We start from the raw sequence: 23,693 nt of genomic DNA, 5'->3' as shown, positions 1-23,693 counted from the left end.
AAAGTGGCGGACATGCAGGTGATCCAGTCAACCAAGCTCGCCAACGTCTGCTACGAAATCCGTGGCCCGGTGCTCGAGGAGGCCATGCGGCTGGAGGCGGCGGGTCACCGCATCCTCAAGCTCAACACCGGCAACCCGGCGGCGTTCGGCTTCGAGTGCCCGCCCGAGATCCTGGAGGACATCCTCCGCTCGGTCGGCACGGCACACGGCTACGGCGATGCCAAGGGCCTGCTCTCCGCCCGCCGCGCGGTGATGCAGCACTACCAGACCCAGGGCATCGAGCTGTCGGTCGACGACATCTATCTGGGCAACGGCGTCTCCGAGCTGATCCAGATGTCGATGCAGGCGCTGCTGGACGACGGCGACGAGGTGCTGGTCCCGGCGCCGGACTATCCGCTGTGGACGGCCTCGGTCTCGCTCTCCGGCGGCACGGCCGTGCACTACCGCTGCGACGAGCAGGCGGACTGGATGCCGGACCTGGCCGACATCGAACGCAAGGTCACCGACCGCACCAAGGCCATCGTCGTCATCAACCCCAACAACCCCACGGGTGCCGTCTACAGCGAGGAACTGCTGCGCGGCATAGCGGACATCGCCCGCCGCCACCAGCTGATCGTCTGCGCCGACGAGATCTACGACAAGATCCTCTACGACGACGCCACCCACACCCCGTTCGCCTCGCTCGCGCCCGACCTGCTGACCCTGACCTTCAACGGGCTGTCCAAGGCGTACCGGGTCGCGGGCTACCGCAGCGGCTGGATGGCCGTCTGCGGCCCCAAGGCGCACGCCTCCTCGTACATCGAGGGCCTGACGATCCTGGCCAATATGCGGCTGTGCGCCAACATGCCGGCCCAGCACGCGGTCGCCACCGCCCTCGGCGGCCGGCAGTCCATCAACGACCTGGTGCTGCCCGGCGGCCGGCTGCGCGAGCAGCGCGATGCGGCGTACGAGCTGCTCACCCAGATCCCGGGCGTCAGCTGCGTCAAGCCGAAGGGCGCGCTGTACGCCTTCCCGCGGCTCGACCCCAAGGTCTACAAGATCAAGGACGACCGGCAGATGGTGCTGGACCTGCTGCGCGCCGAGAAGATCATGATCGTGCACGGCACGGGCTTCAACTGGCCGGAGCCGGACCACTTCCGCCTGGTCACGCTGCCCAGCGCGGACGACCTGACGGACGCCGTCACCCGGATCGGAACCTTCCTGGACGGTTACGGGCAGTACTGAACCGACGCGACTTCTGTACGACTCACAACTTTAGACAAGGTCTAAGCTAGGATGGCCTCCTAGGAGTATTCGGCTGCCCCTGTGCGGCCACTCGTTCCAGGTGCTTGCAGGAGGCCCCCATGTACGAACCGATCCGCACCAAGTCGGTCCACACCATGGCCGCCGCCCCGGACTTTCCGCACCGCTCCCGCGAGGAGGAGCTGGACATCCGGCTCGCCGGACAGCTGACGGCGCTGCTCACCGTCACCGATGAGCTGCACGCCCTGGCGGTGCGGGCCGGCGACGCCACGGAGAGTGCCGCGCTGGCGGCCGCCGCCGACCGGATCGCCGAGCAGGTGGCGCGGCTGAGCGGCGGCCGCCATCCGCTGCGTGCCGAGCCCAGCGACGGCGGCGATCCCTCCCGTATGCCGGTCCTGCACCGCCGCGCCCACACCCTCGCCGGGAACGCCCTGGCGGTGGCCACCTCCCGCGACGACGCCACGGCGACGGAGCTGGCGGCGGAGCGGATGGCGGCGCACGGTGCGGCCGCGGAGGTGGCGGACCTCGCCACCGCCTGACGTCACACGTCCGGGGCCCCGCACCAAGTACGGGACCCCGGACGGGCGTTCAGGTGCACCGGCCGCTAGCCGAGGCGCTTCACCAGCGCGCGGTACTCGTCCCACAGCTCCTTCGGCGTGTGGTCACCGAAGGTGTTGAGGTGCTCGGGGATCAGCGACGCCTCCTCGCGCCACACGTCCTTGTCGACGGTGAGCAGGAAGTCGAGGTCGGCGTCGGCGAGGCCGAGGCCCTCGGTGTCCAGCGCGTCCTTGGTGGGCAGCACCCCGATGGGGGTCTCGACACCCTCGGCCGTGCCCTCCAGGCGCCCGACGATCCACTTGAGCACCCGGCTGTTCTCACCGAAGCCCGGCCATACGAAGCGGCCCTTGGCGTCCTTGCGGAACCAGTTGACGTAGTAGATCTTCGGCAGCTTGGACTGGTCCTTGTCCGCGCCGACCTTGACCCAGTGGCCCATGTAGTCGCCCATGTTGTAGCCGCAGAACGGCAGCATGGCGAACGGGTCGCGGCGCAGCTCGCCGACCTTGCCCTCGGCCGCGGCGGTCTTCTCGGACGCCACGTTCGCGCCGAGGAAGACACCGTGGTTCCAGTCGAGGGACTCCGTCACCAGCGGTACGGCGCTGGCGCGGCGGCCGCCGAAGAGGATTGCCGAGATCGGCACGCCCTTGGGGTCCTCCCACTCGGGCGCGATGGTCGGGCACTGGGCGGCCGGGACGGTGAAGCGGGCGTTGGGGTGGGCGGCCGGGACGCCGGACTCGGGGGTCCAGTCGTTGCCCTTCCAGTCCGTCAGATGCGCCGGGGCGCCCTCGGTCATGCCCTCCCACCACACGTCGCCGTCGTCGGTCAGGGCGACATTGGTGAAGACGGAGTTGCCCCAGAGGGTCTTCATGGCGTTGGCGTTGGTGTGCTCGCCGGTGCCGGGCGCCACGCCGAAGAAGCCGGCCTCGGGGTTGATCGCGTAGAGCCGGCCGTCCTCGCCGAAGCGCATCCAGGCGATGTCGTCGCCGATGGTCTCCACGGTCCAGCCCGGCACGGTCGGCTCGAGCATCGCCAGGTTGGTCTTGCCGCAGGCGCTCGGGAAGGCGGCGGCGACGTACTTGGCCTCGCCCTGCGGCGGGGTCAGCTTGAGGACGAGCATGTGCTCGGCGAGCCAGCCCTCGTCACGGGCCATGACGGAGGCGATGCGCAGCGCGTAGCACTTCTTGCCGAGCAGGGCGTTGCCGCCGTAGCCGGAGCCGTAGGACCAGATCTCGCGGGCCTCGGGGAAGTGCGAGATGTACTTGGTGGAGTTGCACGGCCACGGAACGTCCGCCTCGCCCTCGGCCAGGGGGGCGCCGAGGGTGTGGACGGCCTTGACGAAGAAGCCGTCCTCGCCGAGCTCGTCGAGAACCGGCTGCCCCATACGGGTCATGGTGCGCATCGAGACCGCGACGTAGGCCGAGTCGGTGATCTCCACGCCGATCGCGGAGAGGGGAGAGCCGAGCGGGCCCATGCAGAACGGGACGACGTACATCGTCCGGCCCTTCATCGAGCCGCGGAAGAGGCCCTTCTCCCCGGTGAAGATGTCCCGCATCTCGGCGGGCGCCTTCCAGTGGTTCGTCGGGCCGGCGTCCTCCTCCTTCTCGGAGCAGATGAAGGTGCGGTCCTCGACGCGCGCGACGTCCGTGGGGTCGGAGGCGGCGTAGTACGAGTTGGGGCGCTTGATCGGGTCGAGCTTCTTGAACGTGCCCTTGTCGACGAGCTCTTCGCACAGACGCTCGTACTCCGCCTCCGAGCCGTCACACCAGACGACCCGGTCGGGCTGGGTGATCGCTGTGATCTCGTCGACCCAGGAGATCAGTTCCTGGTGACGGGACGGAATGGGGGAGGGAGCCGCGTTGTCGCGCGCCACGATCGCTCCTAGATGAGGGTGTGGGCGGATTACCGACCGGTATGCCGGGGAAATCCGTTGTGTAGTTGGATCTGTTCGCTGAGCTGCCCCTTGGGGGCCGCGACCCGGATGCTTCGTGACCGCTCATCCGGTGCCGACCGCACTCATTTGATCATCCGACCCGGATAGAGTTCTGTCCAGAGGGCACTTTCGTGACCGTCACCACTTCTCGGCAGAGAGGTAACTTACGGTCGCGTAGGTAGCATGTCGGCCATGACTTCCGCGCCCGACGCAGCCGAGAGCCCGACCCACCCCGCACCGTCCGCGGCCGGCGCCGTCTCCGCGGTGGCCGCCGCGGCCGCACCGCTCAAGCCGCGGCTTCGCGGCTGGCTGCACGCCGGAATGTTTCCCGCCGTGCTGCTGTCCGGCGTCCTGCTCACCGCGCTCGCCGACAGCCCCCGCGGCCGCCTGGCCTGCGCCATCTACACGCTCTCCGCCTGTCTGCTCTTCGGGATCAGCGGCCTGTACCACCGCGGCAACTGGAGCCCCCGGACCGACGGCATCCTGCGGCGTCTCGATCACGCCAACATCTTCCTGATCATCGCGGGCACCTATACGCCGCTGACGATGCTGCTCGTACCGGGCACCCGCGGCCAGGTACTCCTGTGGGCCGTCTGGGCGGCCGCGCTGGCCGGCATCTTGTTCCGCGTCTTCTGGGTCGGCGCGCCCCGCTGGCTCTACACCCCCTGCTACATCGCCATGGGCTGGGCCGCCGTCTTCTTCCTCCCCGACTTCCTGCAGACGGGCGGGATCGCGGTGCTGGTGCTGGTCGTCGTCGGCGGCCTGCTCTACAGCGCGGGCGGCGTGATCTACGGGATCAAGCGCCCCAACCCCTCGCCCCGCTGGTTCGGCTTCCACGAGGTCTTCCACTCGCTGACGCTGGCGGCGTTCGTCGTGCACTACGTGGGGATTTCCCTGGTGGCCTACACGCACGCGTAGGCACCGGCGAGCACCCGCGAGGGGGCTCGCGACGGGACTCGAACGATGGCCGTGACCTTGGGGTCGCGGCCATTTGCCATGTCTGGGCGTCAGCACCCGCCGCCGCACCCCGCCCTACCCCGCTCCGCACCAATATTGACAGTAACCATCTTTTGGGAGTTACTCTCATTTGAGTCAAGCTCTCGATTCTGCTGCTCGCTCTCACTGTCGACTTCAAAGGTGTGCCATGACATCGCCGACCGACGTACCGCACGCGGCCCCCTCCGCACCACCCGGCCCCCGCCGCTGGTGGGCACTTGGAGCGCTCGTCGCCGCCATGCTCGTCCTCGGCTTCGACACGACGATCCTCAACGTCGCGCTGCCGGCCATGGCCGCCCAACTGGGCGCCGACACGGGCCAGCAGCAGTGGATCGCCGACGCCTACACCGTCGTCTTCGCCGCCCTGATGCTCCCCGCCGGACTCCTGGGCGACCGGTTCGGACGCCGCCGGATGCTGCTCTGCGGCCTCGGCATCTTCCTGGTCGGCTCGCTGCTCGGCACCCTCGTGGACAGCGCCCACCTGGTCATCGCGGCCCGCGCCGTGATGGGGATCGGCGCCGCGCTGATCATGCCGCTGGCGATGTCCGTACTGCCCTCGCTCTTCGGGCCCGACGAACGCTCCACCGCCGTCGGCGCGATCTCCGCCGCCTCGGCCCTCGGCCTCCCGCTCGGCCCGCTGGTCGGCGGCTGGCTGCTGGACCACTTCTGGTGGGGGTCGATCTTCTTCGTCAACGTCCCGCTCGCCCTGATCGGCATCGCCGCCTGCGTCTTCCTGCTCCCGGAAACCCGCGACCCGGCCTCCCCCAAGGTCGACGCCCTCTCCGCGGGCCTGACCGCCACCGGACTCGGCGCCCTGGTCTTCGGCATCATCGAGGGCCCGGCGCGCGGCTGGGGCGACCTGCTCGTGGTCACGGCGCTGACCTCATCCGTTGCCCTGATCACCGGCCTGGTGCTGCGCGGCCGCGGCCTGGAGCGGCCGATGCTCGATCTGCGGCTGCTGCGCGGCCGTGGCTTCCTCTGGAACACGGTCGCCGCGGCGCTCGGCACCCTGGTGCTGTCGGGGCTGATGTTCCTCCTGCCGCAGTACCTCCAGGCCGTACTGGGGCAGGACGCGTTCGGCACCGGCCTGCGGATGCTGCCGATGATGGCCGGGCTGTTGGTCGCGGCCAAGGGCAGCGGCGCCCTCGCCGCGCGCATCGGGCCGCGCCCGGTCGTCACCGGCGGCCTGATCGTGCTGGCCTGCGCGGCTTTCCTCGGCTCCACCACCGACGTCCACGACGGCTACGGCACCACCGCGCTGTGGCTGTCCATCGCCGGCATCGGCTTCGGCTTCGCCATGGTCCCGGCCATGGATGCGGCGCTCGGTGCCTTGCCCGGTGACCGCGCGGGCAGCGGGTCCGGACTGCTCATGACGGTGCGGCAGTTCGGCGGTGCGCTGGGCGTGGCGCTGCTCGGCAGCCTGCTCGCGGGGGCGTACGGCGACCGGATCGACACCACCGGGCTTCCGGCGCGGGCCGCCGACGCCGCGGGGGACTCGGTCGTCGCCGCCCACCTGGTGGCCGACCGGATCGGCGCGCCCCAGCTGGCCGCTTCCGCGGACCGCGCCTATCTGCACGGCATGGGCCTGGTCCTGCTGGTGTGCGGCATCGCGGCCCTGGTGGCGGCGCTGCTGACGGCGGCCTTCCTGCCCAATCCGCGGACCGGGCGGGAACGCGGCGGAGAGGGGATTGCGGGGCGCGGGCCGGGTACGGCGGACAGCCCGGCTCCGGCCGACAGCCCGGCTGCGGGGCACCTCCCCGGTACGGACACGGCCGTGGCCACCAGGACACCCGATGCCCGACAATGATGACCATGGCCTCCGCACGTACCTCCCCCTCCGCCACTACGTCGTCGCCCGGGGCTCCCAGGCCCGGACTGCGCGAGCGGAAGAAGATGCAGACCCGGCAGGCGATCCGCCGCGCCGCCTATCGGCTCTTCGAGGAGCAGGGCTACGACGCGACCCCCGTCGACCGGATCGCCGAGGCCGCGGAGGTCTCGCCCAGCACGGTCTTCCGCTACTTCCCCACCAAGGAAGACATCGTGCTGACCGACGAGTACGACACCGTCCTGGAGACGGGGCTCCGCGCCCGTCCGGCGGATGAGCCGATGGTCGAGTCGCTGCGGCGGGTCACCATCGAGGCGCTCGGCACCTTCGCGGCGGAGGCCCGTACGGAACTCGTCCAGCGCATGCGGCTGGTCCGCGACGTGCCCGCCATCAGGGGCCGTACGGCGGAGAACGCCGCCCGCGACGCCGCGATGATCAGCACCGTGATCGCCGAGCGCACCGGCCGTCCGGTCGACGACCTGGAGGTACGGGTCATCAGCGCGGCGGCCCTGGCGGCCCTTCAGGAGGCGCTGATGCGCTGGGTCGAGGCGGGCCCGGACGCCGACCTGGAGGCACTGGTCGACCAGGCGATGGACGTCCTGGCCCGCGGCCTCACGCTCTGAAGGGCGGGCGATCCGCCGGGGCGGGGCGGTCGGCCGGAACGGGGCGGTCGGCCGGGGCGGCGGCATCCAGCCAGAAGATCGGGCCGCTGTCCGCCCCCGCCCGTAACCCGTCGCCCGGCCCGGTCGCCTCCTCCCCCTGCGCGCCCGGTTCTCCCAGCCGGGCCGCGAGCCGCGTCCGCAGCTGCGACAGCCGCTCGATCCGGGCATCGAGGTCAGCAAGCCGGCGCCGGGCCACCGCCTCCGCGGCCGAACACCGCTCCGCCCGCGGGTCCTTGGGTATCACCTCCGGCAGCCCCTCGGCCGGCATGGTCGCCAGCAGATGCGCAAAGGCGCGGACATCACCGACCGTCAGCCCCGCATCCCGCAGCTCACGAACCGCCCGCAGCCGCCGTACATCCTCCGCGTCGTACTCCCGGTGCCCCGACGGCGCCCTGCGGGCCGTCACCAGCCCCTGCTGCTCGTAATACCGCACCGTCCGCGGCGTCAGCCCGGCAGCGGCCGCGGCGTCACCGATGCGCATGGGCGGACCTTCCCGCTTCCGCTGCTCGAGTGGGTGCCTTCGGGCCGCCCGCCCCCTTGGCCAGCGCGCTCTCGATGTCTGCGGCCGCCCGCAGCAGATACTCGTCCGCGCCCGGCGCACCGACCAGCTGGAGCCCGAGCGGCAGCCCGTTGGCGGCGTGGCCGGCGGGGAGACTGAGGGACGGGAGGCCTGCGTTGCTCCAAGGCAGGCACATGATGGATGTGCCGGTACTGGCGAGGCCGGCGGGCGCGGGACCGGTGGCCGAGGGGGATGCCCAGAGGTCGATTCCGGACGCGTCCGCCTCCGCGGCGAGCCGTTCGCGGAATGCGGTCCGCCGGATCCGGGCCGCCTCGTAGGCGGCGTCCCCGATCGTGTGGCCTTGCCGGATGGCCGCCACCGTCTCGTCCCGGTAGCGGTCACCGTACTGTGCGAACCATTCGGCGTGGGCCTGCGCCACCTCGTAGCGGTTGATGGTGAAGAGCTGGTCGACGATCTCGTCGAAGTCACCCATGACCGGCACTTCACGGACCCGGTAACCGGCCGCCTGCAACAGCTCCTGCTGCTCCTTGAACGCGCGCAGTGCTTCGTCCCCGGCACGCTCCAGGTAGGGGCCGACCGGAATGCCGAGCACCGGCCGCCGCTCTCCCGGAACCTCGCCCGCTTCCCCGTCCGGCCGCCGGCCGTCACACAGCACCGCTGCCGCGAGGGCCACCCCCGCCACATCCGTGGCATAACACCCCAGCGTGTCGAACCCGGCGGCGTTGGGGATCACCCCGTCGACCGGGATCCGCCCGTACGTGGGCTTGAAACCGACCACCCCGCAGTACGCGGCCGGACGGATCATCGAGCCGACGGTCTGCGTCCCGATCGCCAGCGGCACCATCCCGGCGGCAACCGCAGCCGCCGAGCCTCCCCCATTGCCTAAAGGGCATGGGAGGTACCCCCACCTCGAACCCCCGGGCGTATGCGCGAGGTTGTGGGGATTACGGGTCGGGCCGGGCGCCGTGACGGCGAACTCCGCGGTCACGGTCTTGCCCGCTATCAGGGCGCCCGCCGCACACAGGCGGTCGACGACGGTGGCCTGAGCGCCGCCCAGTACCTCCGGCGGCAGCGCGGACCCCGCGCGGGTGGGCAGGCCGTCGACGTGCACGATGTCCTTGACGCCGACGGGTATGCCGTACAGGGCGGGCAGTTCGGCCCCGTCCGGCGGAACGGCCGCCGTCAGCCGTCGTGCCGCGTCCAAGAGCCGTGTGCGCCGCTCCGGTTCGGGCACAAAGGCCTGCACCCGTGCATCGATGGCATCGATGCGGTCGCAGGTGCGCGCCGCAGCGGCGACGGGGTCGTCCGTGCCGGACCGCAGCGCCGCGGCGTCCCGGAGGAGGGATCGGTACCTCAGCAAGGTCTCCACGCTCGCAGGCTACCGCCGGCCACTGACAGTCCCGCGGCGGACGCCCGCCGCCGCACCGCTCACCGCGCCGGGATCACAACTCCAGTACCACGGCGCCCAGATGACGCCCTTCGGTCAGCTCGCGCAGCGCACGCGGGGCCTGCTCGATGCCGTGCAGCCGGGCGTGCGGGAAGGTGAGGGTGCCGTCGCGCAGGCCCGCGGCGAAGCGCTGGTTCCACTCCGGGATCAGGTCGAGGTGGTCATACAGGGCGACGCCGCGCAGGGTGATGCTCCGGGAGAGCAGCGAGAGGGTGTCGATCGGCGTGGGGGCCGGGCCGTTTTCGGAGAGCTGGCTGGAGAGTGCGCCGACGATCGCGAGCCGGGCGCCCCGGTTGGCGAGGGCGAGGGCGGCCTGCAGCTGCTCGCCGCCCACGTTGTCGAAGAGCGCGTCGATGCCCTCCGGGGCGGCCGTGCGCAGCTGCTCCTCGATGGGGCCGGCGCCGCGGATGACCACCGCGTCATAGCCGAGCTCCTTGATCAGCCGGTCGGCCTTCTGCTGCGAGCCGGTGCTGCCGATGACCCTGGTGGCGCCGTACTGCCGGGCGATCTGGCCCGCCAGGGAACCGACGCCGCCCGCCGCCCCGGTGACGAACACGGTGTCGCCGGGGCGGACCTCGGCGCCGCGCGCGATACCCATCAGGGCGGTGGGCCCCTGGGAGAGGTAGGCGGCCGGATCGGGCAGGAGGTCCAGGTCGAGGCGGTGCACCCCGTCCGCGTCGAGCAGGGCGTACTCGCGCCAGCCGAGCCGGTGTTCCACCAGGTCACCGGGGGTGAGGTCGGTCCCTGGGGCGGCCACCACCTCGCCGACCGCGGAGCCGTGCAGCGGCCTGCCGATCTCGTACGGCGGCATCGGCACGTCGCTGGTCTCGTCCATCAGGGTGCGCATCACGGCGGCGACGCCCATATGGGTGTTGCGTATGAGTACCTGGCCGGGCCCCGGTTCGGGCACCGGAACCTCCACGATCTCGAAGAGGTCATCGGTGACCCGACCCTGGGGGCGGGCGGCCAGGTGGACTTCACGGTGCGTGCGGTTTGTCATGCCCCGAGGCTAGAACCTGACGCGCGCGTCAAGGTCAAACCGGTCGATGGTCCTAGGACTTGAGGCGGATCACCCCCGCAACCGCTCCCCCAGCTCCTCCGGATCCGTCGTCGGCCGCTCGCACGTGAAGTGGCGGCAGACGTACGCCGCGGGCCGGCCGTCGACCAGGGGGCGGTCCATGAGCAGCGGGATTTCTTCGGCGTCGTCCGAGCCGGGGGCACCCAGGGCGACGACCGCGCCCGGTGCCGTGCCGAGCAGCGCGGCCCGGTGGAGGGCGGTGGTGGCGGGGTCGTCCGGCGGGCCGACGACCGCGACCTCGTGCGGGCCGGCCAGGGCGGCCTCGGCGACCGCGAGGCCCCAGCCGATGAAGCGCGGGGCGCGGCCGCCGAGGGCCGTGACGATGCCCAGGGCACGTTCGGCGGCGTCCCGGTGGAGGGCGCTGCCGGTCAGTGCCCCGTAGGAGAGGAGGGCGCCGGCGGCGGCGGTCCAGCCGGAGGGGGTGGCGCCGTCGGTGGGGTCCTGGGGGCGGCGGATGAGCGTCTCGGCGTCGGCGGCGGTGTCGTAGAGGGCGCCGTCCGGGGTGGTGAACTGGAGAAGGACGGTGTCCAGGAAGAAGCCGGCGAACTCCACCCAGACGCCCTCCCCGGTGACGGAGGCCAGGGTGAGGAAGCCCTCGGCAACGTTGGCGTAGTCCTCCAGGACGCCGGAGTTGGCGCCCGCGGTGCCGTCGCGGGAGGTGCGGTGCAGCCGGGCCTGCCAGTCCATGTGGACGCGGACCAGGAGGTCGGCGGCGTCGGTGGCGGCCTGGATCAGGTCGGGCCGGTCGAAGAAGGCGCCGGTCTCGGCCAGTGCGGCGATGGCCAGGCCGTTCCAGGAGGCGACGACCTTGTCGTCCCGGCCGGGGCGCGGCCGCTCGGCGCGCGCCGCCAGCAGGCGCTCCTTGACGGAGACGACCAGCTCGGCGTCCACCAGGCCGTCGGCCGTATCCGGGAGCTGGAGGACGGAGGCGCCCTCCTCGAAGGTGCCCTCCTCTGTCACACCGAAGTGGGCGGCGGCGAATTCCGCGTCCTTCTCGCCCAGTACGGAGCGCAGCTGATCCGGCGTCCAGACGTAGTAGGCGCCCTCGACGTGCCTGCCGGACCCGGTGCCGTCGTCGCTGTCCGCGTCCAGCGCGGAGGCGAATCCGCCCTGGTCGGTGCGGAGTTCGCGGACCATGAAGTCGGCGGTCTCCACGGCGATCCGACGGGCAAGGTCGGAGCCGGTGGCCCGCCACAGGTGCGCGTAGGTGCGGCACAGGAGGGCGTTGTCGTAGAGCATCTTCTCGAAGTGCGGCACGGTCCAGGTCGCGTCCACGGCGTACCGGGCGAAGCCGCCGCCCAGCTGGTCGTAGATGCCGCCGCGGGCCATCGCCGCGCAGGTCGCCTGCGCCATTTCCAGGGCGGCGGCGGAGCCCGTACGGGCGTGGTGGCGCAGCAGGAATTCCAGTGTCATGGACGGCGGGAATTTGGGTGCGCCGCCGAATCCGCCGTGCACCGCGTCGAATTCACGGGTCAGGCCCATGAGGGCGGCGTGCAGTTCCTCGGGGCGGGGCGGGCGGCGGTCCGCGGGCAGCGAGTCGGTGAGCGAGCGGCCGGCCAGGTCGGCGACGATCCGGCCGGCGACCTGGTCGACCTCGTCGCGGCGGTCGGTCCAGGCGCTGCGTACGCCCTCCAGGACCTGGCCGAAGGACGGCATGCCGTGGCGGGGCGCGGGCGGGAAGTAGGTGCCGAAGTAGAAGGGCTCGGCGTCGGGGGTGAGGAAGACGGTCATGGGCCAGCCGCCCTGGCCGGTGGCGGCCTGTACGGCCTCCATGTAGACCGCGTCAACGTCCGGCCGCTCCTCGCGGTCGACCTTGACGGCGACGAAGTGATCGTTGAGCAGGGTGGCGGTGGCCTCGTCCTCGAAGGACTCGTGGGCCATCACATGGCACCAGTGAACTAGGGGAAGCATAAGTGGCAGGACGAATAACCCACACTCAACAGAATGGGCACGTCCCGCCGCTTAGCTTCCCTCATCGCCTCCTCTCCCCATGGCCACCAATCCACCGGGTTGGAGGCGTGCTGGAGGAGATAAGGCGACTGGGAGTTGGCCAGTCGATTCATACCGGCATCGTCGCACGATCAGGACCCTCCAGCCCAGCTTGTCGAGGCCGGACCCAGGAGCAATAAGTTGCACGCAGCACGTGACCGCGAGGCCGCCGACTCCACTCCGGCTGACGAGACGGGCCCGAGCGACCTTTCCGCCGGGTGGCCCGGTAACCGAAAAGCGCCTCTGACCAGCAAGAATGGGGATTTTTCAGGTCCTTGTTCCGGCCACCGTCGGAGGCACTTCCCAGGTGAAGAAGCGTATCGGGTCCTCCTCTCCACGCGTCTGTTGTGAGGGCGGCAGCCGTGGGGTGGTGTCCCAGGCGTCGCGGATGTCGGGATGCTGCGGGCCGAGCCGACCGTGTTCGGGCCGGTGGCCTTTGACCCGACGGTCTCCCGCTTCTTCGACATCCTTGCCACGGCCGGGCCGAAGACCCTTCAGGCGATACTGGCCGTTGAGGTATCGGAACTGTGCCTCCCGGTCGACGTACTGGCTGCCCTCGAGTGTCTTGGCGTTGGCCTGCAGGCTGAAGCCTTCCTCCCGCAGCAGATCAGCGACGGTGTCCGCGCTGACCCGGTGCCCAGCTCAGGTCAGTTCCCTCGCGAGTGCGCGGGTCGACTTCACCGTCCATCGCAGCGGCGACATCGGATCACCCCGCACATCCGGCTCGACCATCGCCGGCAGAGCGGGCCGCAGCCCCGGATCGAGGTCCGCGACCCGCTTACGTCCCCCGCCCGGACGCCGCACCCGGCCCAGGGGCTCCTCGACGGCCTCCGGCTCGAACACGGCCTTACGGACCGTCGTCTCACTCACCGCAGCCGCCAGTGCGACAGTCCGAACTCCGCCGTGTCCCAGAACACGGGCCTCAGCGGCCATCAACAGTCGACGCTGCCGCTCGTCCAGATGCGGGAACAGCACCGCGAACGTCACCGTGAGTTGCTTACGAGTCTCGTCCGGGATGCGCATACCAGCAACGGGCCCCAGATCGGGAAGCAACACCTTGATTCCCCGCAAGCCCTTGGTCCTCCCTAATTGCGATGCCGAAAGCCCCGGTCAGGCCTCCCTCGACAGCGACGCCAGCACCTTGGCGACCGCGTCCTGCGGTACCCCCGTCACCAGTTCCGCGCCGTCCGGGCCGTCGAGGACGAAGGCGAGACCGGTGGTCGCCTTCTTGTCGAGGCGCATCAGGGCGATTTGTTCGGCCGGTTCCACACCGGAGGGCAGCTGCGTCGGCAGCCCGTAATGGCTCACGACATCATGGTGTTCGGTGACCCGCGCCTGCGAAATGCGCCCGAGTTCGCCGGCGAGACGGCCGGCGAAGACCGTCCCGATGGCCACACCCTCGCCGTGCCGAAGGGAGAAGTCCGTGGCTCGTTCCAGCGCATGGCCCAGCGTGTGCCCGTAGTTGAGCACGTGCCGCAGACCGGAGTCCCGCTCGTCGGCTGCGACAACCTCCGACTTGCGCCGTACGCTCGCGGCGATCTGTTCCCTCAGGGAGAGCCCGCGCAGGTCGCCCGCGCCGATGAAGTGGCAACGGGCAATTTCTCCGAAGCCGTTGGTCATCTCCCGCGGCGGCAGGGTGGTGAGATAGTCGATATCGCACAGCACCGCCTTGGGCTGCCAGTAGGCGCCCACGAGGTTCTTGCCCTCGGGAAGGTTCACCGCGGTCTTGCCGCCGACGCTCGCGTCGACCTGTGCCAGCAGCGACGTGGGCAGGTGGATTACGGGTACGCCTCGGTGGAACAGCGCCGCGGCAAGGCCCGCGGTGTCGGTGGTGGTTCCGCCTCCGCAGGAGACGACCACATCAGAGCGGGTCAGCCCGAACTCGGCGAATTGCCGGCAATATTCCTCGACCGTGGCCAGGGTCTTGGTGTGCTCTCCGTCGGCTGCCGGGAGGATGCGCGAGGGCACGCCGGGGTCGGGCACCCACTCGGGCGGACGGGCGGAGATCACGACGGCCCGCCGGGCACCGAGAGCGGCGACGATGTCCGGCAGGGAATGCCGGACCCCCTGGCCGATGTGCACGTCGTACGAGCGCTCGCCGAGGTGAACAGCGACGATCTGGGGAGTTGCGGTCATGGTCCCACTTCCAGGCACCAGGCGAGCAGGTCGGCGGGGCTCTCCATGGCCGCGTCGGGAGCCGCGTCCAGCAGCGGCTCGGGATCGCTCTCGCCCCAGAGCGCAGCGACGGCCGTGACTCCGGCGCCGCGGGCGCTGGCGAGATCGGTCACCGCGTCGCCGATCATCAACGCTTCGTCGGGTTCCACGCCGAGCAGGTCCAGGGCCCGCAGGACGATGTCCGGTGCGGGCTTGGCCCTGGCGACCTCGTCCGAGCCGATGACGTGGTCGAACATCGGCAGCACACCGAGCCCCTCTAGGAGGGAGCGGGCGCGGGGGCCGCTCTTGCCGGTGGCGACGGCGAACCGGAGGCCGCGTTCGTGCAACGCGCCCAGCATGTCAGTCACGCCATCGAAGAGGCGGACGCGGTCGGCCAGCCGGTAGCTCTCCCTGACGAAGGGGGCCTCCATCTCCAGGGGCAGGCCCATCATGTTCATGATGTCCGGGAAGTACCGGCCGGGATGTCGGCTGTACTCCTCGAACGGCGGCTCTCCGCCGCCGACAACTTCCCGGTACGCGATGTAGAACGCCTCGCGCATCACGTCGAAGCTGTCGACGAGCACCCCGTCGAGGTCGAATATGACGGCCTTCAGAGCTGCGCGCGGTGGATGGATGTCCTTCGTCGCCATCAGTTCGGCGTCCATTCCGTTTCCCTTTCGACGTTCATCGTGCCGTATGCTCTGGGATCAGAAACCGGGTAAGCGAACACTCGGGCACCCTGGACGTCAGCGTTGTTCCGCAATTGGGTTCCCAGTCCGGTGCCATGGAAAATGTTGTCGCCCAGGACCAAGGCGACGGAGTTCTCCCCGATAAATTCCTCGCCAAGAATGAATGCCTGAGCCAGCCCTTCGGGCTGGGGCTGGGACACGTAAGCGAGCTCGAGCCCCCATTGGGAGCCGTCGCCGAGTAGGCGTTGGAAGGCCGCCTGGTCCTCTGGCGTGGTGATCACCAGGATTTCTCGAATCCCAGCCAGGACCAGCGTCGACAGCGGGTAATAAACCATCGGCTTGTCATAGACAGGCATGAGTTGCTTGGACACTGATTTCGTAATCGGCCAGAGCCGCGAGCCGGTACCACCGGCGAGAATTGTGCCGCGCATAGGGGCCCACTACCTGTAGTGACAAGACTCTTGATCGAAGCCGAGCGGTTCCTGGATGCGGCGTCGCCCCTTCCCTACGGGGTTTCGACGGGGGCGTGAGAACTACCCTCACGCCCCCGTCTCCGCTACCAGGGCCAGTCGCCGCAAAGGGCGTATCCCTCGCACCGGCTCGGCTCGGGCCGGCGGTCGTCCAAGCTGCGCAGCAGCTTCTCCAGGTAGTCCTCCGGGGGATCGGCGGCGGCCGGGCTGTCCAGGGAGGCGTCCAGTTCTTTCGTACCGTCGCTCAAGATCAGGACTTCCGTTCCACAGAGCCGTTCAGACTCGAATGGCGGTCCGGGAGGCCGCGCGTGCAGGCGGCGGACACAACGGTCGTGCGCGTGGCGGCGAGCGGCGTGACGCTGCGCACGGAGATCTGTGCGGTTGCCAACTCCGCGCCGAGCTCGTCCAGGTCCGGCAGGAAGCCCGAGCCGTTCGCAAGCCAGTCGATCGCGGAGGCGGCCTCCTCCGGCGAAGGCGTGCCCGGTGCTGTACCGGGCATGAAGTCGTGCACCACGACCGGGTCGCCTTCCGCCAGCGCCGCCCGGACCCGGCCCAGCAGCCCTACCCGTGCCGAGGCGTCGAGCAGGTGCAGGACATGTGACAGAAGCGCGCAGTCGTGCCCCGCCGGGACGGGGTCGCCGCGCAGCTCCCACGGTTCCAGCGCGATCCGGTCGTCCAGCCTGGCGTCCGCTACCGCACGGGCGGTGTGCTCCAGCATCTCCGGGCGGTCGTACACCGTCGCCCGGAGATGCGGGTACATCCGGCACAGCAGGATGGCGTAGCCGCCGGTGCCGCCCGCCAGGTCGGCCAGGTGGGCGCGGTCGCGCCACAGCGGCAGCCGCGCCAGGTGCGGGGCGCTGGCACGCGCGCCGCGCAGCATGGCCTCGGCCAGCGCACCCACGTAGTGGTTGTCGATCTCCGGCGGGCTACGGTGCCCGCGCAGCGCGGCAACGATCCCAAAGGCGTTCAGATGGTCTCGCGTGGCCCACCCCTCGATGCGCAGCAGGGGCAGCGCCCCGCTCTCCACCTCGGCGCGCAGGGCCCCATCGAGCGCCCAGTGATCACCCTTCCGCATGAGAATTCCATTCCATGCGAGAATGGTGAGGAATTTATATGCCATACCCCGGTCAATCTCGGCGCGGCCGGCGACATCGGTCAGGGTCAGAGGTTGTCGCGCGAGTTCCGTGAGCAGCCCCAGCTTGTCTGCGGCCTCGACCATGGCCAGGATCTTCCTGGCACGTATCAACTCATCAAGAGTGTGAATGTCAGCCTCCCCCGTACTCCCCCGTAGCTTCCGGGGAGAGTCTTTAGGACGCAAAAACCGATGTCAAGAGATTGGACATCGACTGGCGATCGCCCCACAGCCCGACGTTCCGGCATGCCTGCTCTCCGGCGCAGAAAGGCCTTCCGTAGGAAGGTGCTCCTGGTCAGCGCCTTACCGAAATTGAATGATCCGGTTCTGCAGAACGGCAAAATCTCCAGCACGCCGGCCCTGCGGCGATCGCCATCACGTCGATTTCCGGCACGGTCGAGATCTCCGGTAGCGTCCGTCGCGAGGCGATGCCTATTACATCCGGCGGTATCGAACCTCAGAGGTTTTGCGCTATCGTGCGCCCGGTCAGGATATTGGCCGGCTAAATCGATCGAAGGAGTTTGCTGGTGAGTGTAAAGTTTCTGGGTCTTCGAACGGTCGTCTATCCGGCGCGCGACCTGGTCGCCGCCAAGCTCTCATGGAACTCGGTCCTCGGTTTCGAGCCCTACTTCGACGAGCCCTTCTATGTCGGATATGACGTCGGCGGCTACGAGCTTGCGCTCGACCCCGATGCCGACGCCGACGAAGGCCCGATCGTCTACTGGGGTGTGGCGGACGTGGCCGACGCCGAGGAGCAGCTGCTCGCCGCGGGCTGCGCGTCTCGCTCGCCACGCCGCGAGGTCGGCGGCGGCATCGAGGTCGCGGTCGTGCGCAACCCGGTCGGCGACCTGATCGGCCTCATCTTCAACCCGCACTTCAAGGCCGAGTGACCGCGCCCAGGGTCAGGCACGCCAGCAGCGTCCGCGCCTGGACGTTGACGTAGGACTGGTGCTGGACGAGGGTGGTCAACTGGCCGGGCGTCAGCCACAGATAGCCGGGTGGCGGATCCAGCGGTACCTGATCGTCGTCGGTCTCGATGACCAGGTACCGACTCTCCGAGTGCAGGAACCGCCCGCCCTCGTCCGAGTGCACCGCGTCGTATCGGATCATCGCGGGGTCGGGGTCCCCTACCAGGTCGAGCAACGGCGTCCGGCCGGGCCGCCCGCAGTCGCCGGGAATGTGCTGCACGGTCGGCCCGATCTCCATCCCGTTCGGCAGCCCACCCTCCGCCGACGCGCGCGCCAGCAGGTGCGGTATCCCGTCGATGTGCCGGGTCAGGAACGCCGCCAACGCCCGGCCGTGCGGCCGCAGCAGCGGCTGTGACCAGCACAGCGCATCGACACTCCAGCCCGGCAGCAGCCGGAACCGTCGTGTTTGCGGGGCGATGACGACGGGGCGGACAAGCACGATGACGGGTGTCTGTGGCACCAGTGGCACGAGCTGTAGCCGACGCTGAGCAGCACGGGGACCCCGCGTCGTCTCGCTTCCTCGAACGCGTCGGTGGACCACGGCCACCAGTCGACCGGGTTGTCGGCGTGCTGGAGCAGATACGGGGAAGTCTCATGAGCCAGGCGGTTCGGCATGGGTCCGTCCTCTCCCAAGGCGGGGCGGTGCGCCGGGAGCGCAGGGAGTTGTCCGCGGTTGTCCACAGGCCGGTTGTCCACAGCCCTGCCGGAATTCGGGTGGAGACGGAACACTGTGCGTACGGCGACGATCAACGCCGAAGCCACATCAGAACCATTCGGGACGACCAGAACTGCTGGACCTGCTCGAACCACTGCAACTGCTGGAACTACTGCAACTGCTGCAACTGCTGGAGGGGGATTCGCATGCCGGGGGCACTGGCTGTGCTGCGTGACGGGCACAGAGCGGAGGCGGACGAGCTGTTGGCACGGGCCGTGGAGGAAGAGGCACGGCGTTCGGGCGGGAGGCTCGACGCGGGCGCGCTGCTCGGCAGAGCGCGCGCGGCGCTGGACGACATCGCGGGCAGCGCGGCCGAGGAGTACACCGCGTACGTGCGGGCGCTGGACGAGGCGGGGGCCGGGCAGCGCCCGCTGGCCGAGCGGCTGTCGCGCAAGGAGCTGGGCACCCCGGCGGTGGCGACGGCCGTGGCGGCGGTGGCGGCCTTCGGCACGGACCTCGCGTACGGCACGGGCGCCGGCGCGGCGCTGGGCGTCGGCGCCGCCGTGGTGGTGGCGGGCGCCGCGGCCACGGTGGTGAAGCTGGCGGCAGGGCATCTGCCGGCGGCACACGAGCAGGCGGGGAAGCGGGGCCAGCCCGGCGGCCCGGAGCAGTTGCGGCTCCAGTGGCTGACGGCGCTGGAGGTGCGGGGCATCCGGCCGTTCCTGGATCAGCAGCGGATGCTGGCGGCGGCCCACGGCAGCGGCACGCGGTCCAAGACGGCCGCCACACCCGCCTCCCGGGGCCCGCAGCTGCGCGGCGGGGACCGCAGCGCAGCGGCCCGGCAGCGGTCCGTACTGGAGCATTCGTTCTCCCAACTGCCGCGCCCCGACGGGCCGTTCGCAGGGCGGCGCACGGAGCTGACGCAGATCGCACAGTGGGTGCACGCGGCCCGCGCGAGCACGGAGACCAAGCCGACCGTGGTGGTGCTGCACGGCGAGCCGGGCTCGGGGCGCACGGCGCTGGCGGTGCGGGCGACCCACCAGCTGCGCGATCAGTTCCGTGGCGCCTGTGTGGTGGACCTGCGCGGCGACACCCCCCAAGAGATGCCGCTGCCCACCCGCAACGCCCTGCTGCATCTGCTCAACCGGCTCGGCGCACCCCGCGAGCAGCTGCTGTTCCGCGAGCGGACGTCCCAGGAGCAGCACATCAAGAGGCTGACCGAGCTCTATCAGCAGCATGTGGCGGGCCTTCCGGTGACGGTCCTGCTGGACGACGCCTCGGATCCGGAGCAGGTGCGCACGCTGGTGCCGGACCGCTCCGACAGCCTGGTGCTGGTCACCTCCCGCGAGCCGCTGGAACTACCCGGTGACCTCCAGGCCTGGGTGCATCAGCTGCCGGTGGGGCCGCTGGACGCGGCGGGCACGGAGGAGCTGCTGCGGGAGTCGGCCGCGGCGGAGACCGCGGGCGAGGCGGGTCCGTACGACACACAGGCGATCGAGACGATCTCGGAACTGTGCGCGGGACTGCCGCTGGCGCTGCGCGTGGCCGGCTCCTCGCTGGGCTCACGCACCCCGGCCGCGCTGGCCATGGATCTCGCATCGCACGACACGGCGACGCCGGTGGAGCGGGCCCTGTCGCTGCGCTACGCCGACCACTCGGAGACGGCCCGGCGGCTGCTGCGCCGGCTCGCCCTGGTGGGCCGGGCGTCCCTGGGCGCGGCGGCCGCGGCGGCGCTGCTGGGGGTGGAAAACGCGGAGGCGCAACGGCAGTTGACGACGCTGGCGGAGGCCGGGCTGATAGAGCATGTGCGCGGCAAGCGGTACCGCCTGCACACCCTGGTGCACCGCTTCGCGTACGACCGGCTGACCGCCGAGGAGGCGCCGGAGGAACGTGTCGCGGCCCAGGAGCGGCTGATCCGCGGCTATGCGGAGCTGGCCGACTCGGTCATCCGCCTGGTCGACGGCCGTACGTCGACGCGCGCCGACCGCTTCGGATCGCACGGCTTCACCTCGCTGGACGCGGCCCTGCAGTGGCTGGACGACGAGTCCAGCTTCATCACGGCCGCGCTGGCCCACGCCGACCAGGACGTGGACCAGGCGACGGTCTCGCATCTGCTGGGCGCACTCGCCGACTACTGCCTGCTGCGCGGCGACCTCTACCGCCTCGGCGAGCTGAACGACCTGACCCGGGCGGTCGGCCAGGGCCTGCTGATGCGCTCGGTGCAGTGGCGTACGGGTGTCGCGGCCCGCCAGCTGGGTGAGCTGGACAAGGCGCGCACGACCCTGTCGTCGGTGGTGGACCTGTATTTCGAGGCGCAGCATCCGGCGGGCGCCGCCCGTGCGCTGCGCGATCTGGGCATCACCCTCCAGCAGCAGGGCAATCTGGCCGAGGCCGCAGCGAAGCTGCGGGAGGCACTGGAGATGCAGTCCGGGCCCGATATGCACGGTGACCGGGCCTGGACGCTGCATGCGCTGGCCGCCGTCGAGCGGGACCGGGCGGGGATCGCCGAGGCCCTCGCCCTGCTCCGTGAGGCGCTGGAGCTGCACGAGGAGAGCGAGAGCGTGCACGGCCAGGCGTGGGCGCACTTCCAGCTCGGCCAGGTGTATCTGCGGATGGGCGAGGTGCCGCGGGCGGAAGAGGCGCTGCACGCCGCGATGGAGCTCTACGGGCGGACGCAGGACGAGCGCGGCGAGGCCTGGGCGATGACCCAGCTGGCGCGGGCCAGGCTGGTGGACGGTGATCCGGATCCGGCCGCCGACCGGCTGCGGCAGGCGCTGTCGCTGCACCAGCGGCACGAGGACGCCCGCGGTGAGGCCTGGACGATGTACTACCTGGGCCAGGCGCTGGAGGAGCAGGGCGAGCTGGACGCGGCGCTGCGGCAGCTGGAGCGGTCGCGGACGATGTTCAGCCGGGTGCAGGACGGCTACGGCCTGGCGTGCGCCCGGCACCATTCGGGGCGGGTCACCCGGGATCTACGGGCCGCCCAGACGGGTTCGCTGCGCAACAGCGGCTTCGCCCGGCAGCTGTTGCAGGACGCCCGCAAGGACTTCCAGCGGATCGGGGTGCCGCACGGCGAGGCCTGGTCGTGCCTGGAGCTGGTGATCATCGACGCGGGCAACGGCCGGGCGGCACAGGCGCTGGAGCTGGCCGACGAGGCGGCGCGGACATTCGCCGGTTACGGCGACCGGCGCGGCGAGGACTGGGCCCGCTTCCTGCGCTGCACACTGCTGCCGTTCGCCTCGCCGGGCGGCTCCGTGGTGGGCTCGGCCGTGGCGCAGGAAGAGCTGGCGCAGCTCGTACGGGAGGAGCATGCGGCGCGCGACGCAAAGCTGACGGAGTGCGCGGAGGCGTATGCGCTGCTGCTGGAGCGCGGGGTGGAGCCGGAAACGGGGTGGCAGGCGTGGCGGCTCGGCATGCTGCCGAGCCGCCATGCGCGCGAGGTCATGGGCATAGCCGTCGCACCGGCCACCGCCGACTGACGCCGGGTCGCGGCCCGGCGACGGCCGCGCCGGTACGGCTCGCTGACCGCTTGGATCAGCGAGCCGCCGGGCCGGTCAGCCGGCCGTAACCCATCGGCCGGCCAACGACCGTCACCCGGTCCATCGGCCGCCCCGGTCTGCGGCGTCCCCGAAAGGTCCGCAGCCGGTCTCCGCCGGTTCAGCCGGTTTTCGGCTTGGGAACCGTCGGAGTGGCGGAGGCAGCCGCCGCGCCCTCCTCCGGGGCCTCCTCGAAGTCGACCTTCCTCATGTGCTTGTTCATGGACTTCATCAGCAGCCACACGGCGCCGCCGATGACCGCGAAGACGAGGAAGCCGAGGACGCCGGGGGTCACTTTGTTCTTGTCGAAGGTGTCGGCAAGGGTGACGAAGTGCGTCAGGGCGAGGGTGCTGGTCGCGCTCATCATGGGGTCAATTGTTGCGGATGCCCGCGAAGAGGTCGTCCTCGGGGAGGGAAGTGTCCACGAGCGACTTCGCGAGCTCGTACTCTTCCGTCGGCCAGACCTCGCGCTGGATGTCCATCGGGACCCGGAACCAGCCGCCATCGGGGTCGATCTGGGTGGCGTGCGCGATCAGCGCCTTGTCCCGGATCTCGAAGAAGTCGGCGCACGGGATGTAGGTGGTCAGCGTGCGCTCGCGCTGCTCGAACTGCTTCCAGCGCTCCAGCCACTCGCCGTACGGCGAATCCATGCCCCGCTCCAGCAGCGCCTCGTGCAGCGCGATGGTGCGCGGCTTGTTGAAGCCCTGGTTGTAGTAGAGCTTCTGGGGCTGCCAGGGCTCGCCGGCCTCCGGGTACTTCTCCGGGTCACCGGCCGCCTCGAAGGCCACCATCGTGATCTTGTGGGTCATGATGTGGTCCGGGTGCGGGTAGCCGCCGTTCTCGTCGTAGGTCGTGATGACCTGCGGCTTGAACTCGCGGATCAGCTTCACCAGGGGCGCCGCGGCCTCTTCGACGTCCTGCAGCGCAAAGCAGCCCTCGGGCAGCGGCGGCAGCGGGTCGCCCTCGGGCAGCCCGGAGTCGACAAAGCCCAGCCACTCCTGCTTGACGCCCAGGATCTCCCGGGCCTCGTCCATTTCCTTCTTCCGCACCTCGTGGATGTGCTCCTCGATGTACGGGTCGCCCTGGAGCTTGGGGTTGAGGATGGAACCTCGCTCGCCTCCTGTGCAGGTGGCGACCAGCACGTCCACCCCCTCGGACACGTACTTGGCCATGGTGGCCGCACCCTTGCTCGACTCGTCGTCGGGGTGGGCGTGGACCGCCATCAAACGCAGCTGCTCAGTCAAGACTCGATCCTCAGTGAAAGGCTGGGTGCCAGGCTCAAGAAGTTGCCTCCTATAGTGACCGAAGCGAGGGGCGCTGTATTCCCTGGACCGACCCCTGGGATGCAGAGCCGTCAGGGCTCCGGGGCCCCAGATCCCCGTACAGGTCCCCGTACGCAGGAGGAATGGTCATGACGACGGTGCGCGACGGACTCCCGGACGGACGCTACGGCCGCTCCGCGGACCAGGGCGCGGACCGCAAGCTCAAGATCATCGGCGCGGTGCTGGGCGTCGCGCTCCTCGGGGTGGTCGGCTGGGCCGGCGCCTCGTACATCGCCGGGGAAGATCTCAGCGGCCGCATCATCACCTGGGACGCGGTGTCCGACAGCGCCGTCACGGTGCACCTTGAGGTGATCAAGGACAAGGACGACACGGGCGTGTGTACGCTCCGCTCGCAGGCCGCGGACGGCTCCGAGGTGGGCCGCAAGGACGTCACCGTCGACCAGCACACGGACCAGGTGAACACCGAGGTCACGCTGCGCACGACCAAGCGGGCGACCAACGCCGTACTGGTCGGCTGCCGGGCTGCCGGCGGCAACTGACAGCGGCACCACCCGGCGCC

The 23,693-nt window shown here is 70.5% G+C and carries 19 protein-coding genes and 4 pseudogenes; 8 read left to right on the top strand and 15 right to left on the bottom strand.

Annotation, left to right across the window (positions count from 1 at the left end):
* Nucleotides 1–12: 12 nt before the first annotated feature.
* Nucleotides 13–1,224: a pyridoxal phosphate-dependent aminotransferase gene (locus AB0D04_RS00205; RefSeq protein WP_362697219.1), complete on the top strand. Its 1,212-nt coding sequence runs from the start codon at nucleotides 13–15 to the stop codon at nucleotides 1,222–1,224.
* Nucleotides 1,225–1,343: 119 nt separating this feature from the next.
* A complete protein-coding gene (locus AB0D04_RS00200; RefSeq protein WP_362697216.1) occupies nucleotides 1,344–1,781 on the top strand; it encodes a hypothetical protein in 438 nt (145 codons plus the stop codon).
* 65 nt (nucleotides 1,782–1,846) lie between these two features.
* Here AB0D04_RS00200 and AB0D04_RS00195 read toward each other — a convergent pair whose 3' ends face one another.
* Nucleotides 1,847–3,670 carry a phosphoenolpyruvate carboxykinase (GTP) gene (locus AB0D04_RS00195; RefSeq protein ID WP_362697213.1) on the bottom strand — a complete coding sequence of 608 codons (1,824 nt, stop codon included), beginning with the start codon at nucleotides 3,668–3,670 and terminating at the stop codon, nucleotides 1,847–1,849.
* A 252-nt stretch (nucleotides 3,671–3,922) separates the two neighbouring features.
* Here AB0D04_RS00195 and AB0D04_RS00190 point away from each other — a divergent pair, with 252 nt between their 5' ends.
* From AB0D04_RS00190 to AB0D04_RS00180, 3 genes are all read left to right on the top strand, one after another.
* Nucleotides 3,923–4,648, top strand: coding sequence for a hemolysin III family protein (locus AB0D04_RS00190; protein WP_362697210.1), 726 nt, complete (start codon nucleotides 3,923–3,925; stop codon nucleotides 4,646–4,648).
* 226 nt (nucleotides 4,649–4,874) lie between these two features.
* Nucleotides 4,875–6,533, top strand: a complete 1,659-nt coding sequence (locus AB0D04_RS00185) for an MFS transporter (protein WP_362697207.1) — start codon at nucleotides 4,875–4,877, stop codon at nucleotides 6,531–6,533.
* Nucleotides 6,530–7,174, top strand: coding sequence for a TetR family transcriptional regulator (locus AB0D04_RS00180; protein WP_362697204.1), 645 nt, complete (start codon nucleotides 6,530–6,532; stop codon nucleotides 7,172–7,174). Before AB0D04_RS00185 ends, AB0D04_RS00180 begins: the two co-directional genes overlap by 4 nt.
* Here the strand turns inward: AB0D04_RS00180 and AB0D04_RS00175 are convergent.
* From AB0D04_RS00175 to AB0D04_RS00130, 10 genes and pseudogenes are all read right to left on the bottom strand, one after another.
* Entirely contained in the window at nucleotides 7,164–7,694 is a 531-nt protein-coding gene (locus tag AB0D04_RS00175; RefSeq protein WP_362697201.1) for a MerR family transcriptional regulator, read from the bottom strand. The two genes, AB0D04_RS00180 and AB0D04_RS00175, sit on opposite strands and share 11 nt — an antisense overlap.
* The gene (locus AB0D04_RS00170; protein WP_362697198.1) at nucleotides 7,681–9,102 is read right to left on the bottom strand and encodes an amidase; all 1,422 of its coding nucleotides are present in this window, start codon (nucleotides 9,100–9,102) and stop codon (nucleotides 7,681–7,683) included. The genes AB0D04_RS00175 and AB0D04_RS00170 overlap by 14 nt, the downstream gene beginning before the upstream one ends.
* A 73-nt stretch (nucleotides 9,103–9,175) precedes the next feature.
* Nucleotides 9,176–10,180, bottom strand: coding sequence for an NADP-dependent oxidoreductase (locus tag AB0D04_RS00165; RefSeq protein WP_362697196.1), 1,005 nt, complete (start codon nucleotides 10,178–10,180; stop codon nucleotides 9,176–9,178).
* A 69-nt stretch (nucleotides 10,181–10,249) separates the two neighbouring features.
* Nucleotides 10,250–12,321 (bottom strand): annotated as a pseudogene (locus AB0D04_RS00160) (thioredoxin domain-containing protein).
* A gap of 424 nt (nucleotides 12,322–12,745) precedes the next feature.
* Nucleotides 12,746–13,270 (bottom strand): annotated as a pseudogene (locus tag AB0D04_RS00155) (ISAzo13 family transposase); the annotation flags it as partial.
* A gap of 87 nt (nucleotides 13,271–13,357) precedes the next feature.
* Nucleotides 13,358–14,383: a 3-dehydroquinate synthase family protein gene (locus AB0D04_RS00150; RefSeq protein ID WP_362697194.1), complete on the bottom strand. Its 1,026-nt coding sequence runs from the start codon at nucleotides 14,381–14,383 to the stop codon at nucleotides 13,358–13,360.
* A complete protein-coding gene (locus tag AB0D04_RS00145) occupies nucleotides 14,380–15,066 on the bottom strand; it encodes an HAD-IA family hydrolase (protein WP_362697191.1) in 687 nt (228 codons plus the stop codon). The genes AB0D04_RS00150 and AB0D04_RS00145 overlap by 4 nt, the downstream gene beginning before the upstream one ends.
* A 5-nt stretch (nucleotides 15,067–15,071) precedes the next feature.
* A pseudogene (locus AB0D04_RS00140) lies at nucleotides 15,072–15,521 on the bottom strand (sugar phosphate nucleotidyltransferase); the annotation flags it as partial.
* A gap of 125 nt (nucleotides 15,522–15,646) precedes the next feature.
* Entirely contained in the window at nucleotides 15,647–15,808 is a 162-nt protein-coding gene (locus AB0D04_RS00135; RefSeq protein WP_362697188.1) for a hypothetical protein, read from the bottom strand.
* Between the two features lie 2 nt (nucleotides 15,809–15,810).
* Nucleotides 15,811–16,806, bottom strand: a complete 996-nt coding sequence (locus AB0D04_RS00130; RefSeq protein WP_362697185.1) for a methyltransferase — start codon at nucleotides 16,804–16,806, stop codon at nucleotides 15,811–15,813.
* 413 nt (nucleotides 16,807–17,219) lie between these two features.
* Here AB0D04_RS00130 and AB0D04_RS00125 point away from each other — a divergent pair, with 413 nt between their 5' ends.
* Nucleotides 17,220–17,582: a glyoxalase gene (locus AB0D04_RS00125; RefSeq protein WP_362697182.1), complete on the top strand. Its 363-nt coding sequence runs from the start codon at nucleotides 17,220–17,222 to the stop codon at nucleotides 17,580–17,582.
* Here AB0D04_RS00125 and AB0D04_RS00120 read toward each other — a convergent pair.
* Nucleotides 17,569–18,120, bottom strand: coding sequence for an NDP-hexose 2,3-dehydratase family protein (locus AB0D04_RS00120; RefSeq protein WP_362697179.1), 552 nt, complete (start codon nucleotides 18,118–18,120; stop codon nucleotides 17,569–17,571). The two genes, AB0D04_RS00125 and AB0D04_RS00120, sit on opposite strands and share 14 nt — an antisense overlap.
* Before the next feature lie 50 nt (nucleotides 18,121–18,170).
* Nucleotides 18,171–18,275: pseudogene (locus tag AB0D04_RS00115) on the bottom strand (DUF255 domain-containing protein); the annotation flags it as partial.
* A gap of 246 nt (nucleotides 18,276–18,521) precedes the next feature.
* On the opposite strand from AB0D04_RS00115, the gene AB0D04_RS00110 reads away from it, so the two are divergent.
* On the top strand, nucleotides 18,522–21,794 hold the full coding sequence (locus AB0D04_RS00110; RefSeq protein WP_362697176.1) for a tetratricopeptide repeat protein: 3,273 nt from the start codon (nucleotides 18,522–18,524) through the stop codon (nucleotides 21,792–21,794).
* A 178-nt stretch (nucleotides 21,795–21,972) separates the two neighbouring features.
* Here AB0D04_RS00110 and AB0D04_RS00105 read toward each other — a convergent pair whose 3' ends face one another.
* Both AB0D04_RS00105 and mca read right to left on the bottom strand, forming a co-directional pair.
* Nucleotides 21,973–22,218, bottom strand: coding sequence for a hypothetical protein (locus AB0D04_RS00105; RefSeq protein ID WP_362697173.1), 246 nt, complete (start codon nucleotides 22,216–22,218; stop codon nucleotides 21,973–21,975).
* Nucleotides 22,219–22,222: 4 nt separating this feature from the next.
* Nucleotides 22,223–23,095, bottom strand: coding sequence for a mycothiol conjugate amidase Mca (mca, locus tag AB0D04_RS00100; protein ID WP_362697170.1), 873 nt, complete (start codon nucleotides 23,093–23,095; stop codon nucleotides 22,223–22,225).
* A gap of 167 nt (nucleotides 23,096–23,262) precedes the next feature.
* Here mca and AB0D04_RS00095 point away from each other — a divergent pair, with 167 nt between their 5' ends.
* The gene (locus AB0D04_RS00095; RefSeq protein WP_362697167.1) at nucleotides 23,263–23,673 is read left to right on the top strand and encodes a DUF4307 domain-containing protein; all 411 of its coding nucleotides are present in this window, start codon (nucleotides 23,263–23,265) and stop codon (nucleotides 23,671–23,673) included.
* The last annotated feature ends 20 nt before the right edge of the window (nucleotides 23,674–23,693 follow it).

This window comes from Streptomyces sp. NPDC048483 (assembly GCF_040651455.1).
Taxonomy (GTDB): Bacteria; Actinomycetota; Actinomycetes; order Streptomycetales; family Streptomycetaceae; genus Streptomyces.
The sequence above is the reverse complement of the archived record's forward strand: the minus strand, read 5'-3'. Positions and strand labels throughout refer to the sequence as shown.